The 1,775-nt window shown below is 71.4% G+C and carries 2 protein-coding genes and 1 pseudogene; 2 read left to right on the forward strand and 1 reads right to left on the reverse strand.

The genetic code is table 11. The features are described from left to right. Positions 1–341: pseudogene (locus tag G6019_RS16555) on the reverse strand (hypothetical protein); the annotation flags it as partial. Positions 342–547: 206 nt separating this feature from the next. Between G6019_RS16555 and sigE the strand changes: the two are divergent. Both sigE and G6019_RS16565 read left to right on the forward strand, forming a co-directional pair. Next, positions 548–1,171: an RNA polymerase sigma factor SigE gene (sigE, locus tag G6019_RS16560; RefSeq protein WP_107756748.1), complete on the forward strand. Its 624-nt coding sequence runs from the start codon at positions 548–550 to the stop codon at positions 1,169–1,171. A 118-nt stretch (positions 1,172–1,289) separates the two neighbouring features. Next, positions 1,290–1,709, forward strand: a complete 420-nt coding sequence (locus G6019_RS16565; protein WP_182613208.1) for a zf-HC2 domain-containing protein — start codon at positions 1,290–1,292, stop codon at positions 1,707–1,709. Positions 1,710–1,775 lie beyond the last annotated feature (66 nt).

Here is a 1,775-nt window from a genome sequence, read left to right on the forward strand (position 1 = left end):
TGGCCGGCGTCCCGCACCGCGGCCCGCGCCGCCTCGAGGTGATGAGGATCGTCGGTGATGCAGGTGACCACGGTGCCCGAGCCCTGCCCGGTCGCGGCCAGGATCGCCAGGGCGGGGACGCCGGGAGCGGGGGAGATGCACACCGCGGCCCGGGCTCCGGTCAGTCTCGCGACCAACCGGATCACCTCGGCGGTCAACGCGTCCGGGGAGGCGGCACCCAGTTCGGCCGCCTCCGCGCGTGCGGGGGCGTAGAGGGAGTCGTCGACCAGACCGGCACTGCGGCGCGCGAGATCGGTGAGCCGGGAACGGTCGGTGGCGGGGACGTCAGTCGAATCGGACACCTGGTCAGCGTATCGCCGCGTGCGCGTACGACGTGTCCAACGCGCGGTGATCGGATCGGTATGAGACTCTCAGGGGGATCTCAGTACGGGTATACCGTGAGAACAGCCCGATGAGGGAGGGTGGGACCACGTCGCTCCACGAGGGTGCGGCGGAAGACCGCGCGGGCGACTTGCGAGGATCCCGCGCCGGAAGGCGGCGGCAGCGCATGTACTCGCAGACCGTGCACGAGACGTCGATCGTCCCCGGCGGGGACCACGATGAGGCGGTGGGGACCGCACGCTTCGACGCGAGCGGTGATGCCGCGGACATGCCGTCCTGGTCCCAACTCGTCGCCCAGCACGGGGACAGGGTCTACCGTCTGGCCTTCCGGCTCTGCGGAAACGCCCACGACGCGGAGGACATCACCCAGGAGGCGTTCATCCGGGTGTTCAGGTCCCTGGACAAGTACAAGCCGGGCACCTTCGAGGGGTGGATGCACCGCATCGTCACCAACCTCTTCCTCGACATGGCGCGGCGCCGAGGCCGCATCCGCTTCGAGGCTCTCCCCGACGACGCCGAGCGGGTGCCGGGCCGGGAACGCAGTCCGGAGCAGGTCCTCTCGGAGGAGACCTTCGATCCGGTGCTCCAGACCGCCCTGGCCAACCTCTCACCCGAGTTCCGCGCGGCGGTGGTGCTGTGCGACATCGAGGATCTCAGTTACGAGGAGGTCGGACGGATCCTCGGCGTGAAGATGGGGACGGTCCGAAGCCGGATCCATCGGGGACGGTCCGCCCTGCGGGCCGAACTCGAGGCGGCCGGCGTGACCGGGGTGCACCAGGGCATCGACTGATCTCTCCGGGTCTGCGGGGAACCAGCGGCGCCCTCGGCGCGTTGAGCCCCTCGGACGGTGGGAGCGCCGGGTGCCGGCCGGATCAGGTACAGAGGAAGACGGACGAGAAGGGGCGAGGGTGGACCGATACCAGGCGGGACGCGGTCCCGCCCCCGAGTACCGGTTGTCCCGGGATTCGGTCCGTGAAGTGGCGGAGAGCACTCCGCCTCCCCGTGGGGGACACCACTTCCTCTCCACCGACCACCTCTCCACCGAGGCGGCGGCGGCGTACGTCGACGGGTGCCTCCCCTCCGCCGGAAAGGTCCGCGCGGACGCCCATCTCGCGCTGTGCCCGCAGTGCCGCCGCGAGGTGACCGAACAGCAGGACGCTCGTCGGGCTCTTCGCGGGTCCGGCCCCATCCACATGCCCGGGGATCTGCGGGAGCGACTCCGACGTCTCGGGGAGGGCGCGTCCGAGGACGTCCCCCGGGTCACGGAGCCCTCGTCGGGCAGCCGGTGGTCGAGACTCCTGCGCCGCCTGCGCCCGCCCGGCCGTTAGGCTGGGTCGCGTGGAGGATGAGAATGGAGTGCCCGGTCCGGTGGGGCGGGGCGCGGACCCCGATCG

It is taken from the genome of Dietzia sp. DQ12-76, assembly GCF_014145045.1.
GTDB lineage: Bacteria > Actinomycetota > Actinomycetes > Mycobacteriales > Mycobacteriaceae > Dietzia.

Coding starts and splice junctions, on each gene's coding strand:
- sigE (WP_107756748.1), top strand. CDS start 548: ATGTACTCGCAGACCGTGCACGAGACGTCGATCGTCCCCGGCGGGGAC.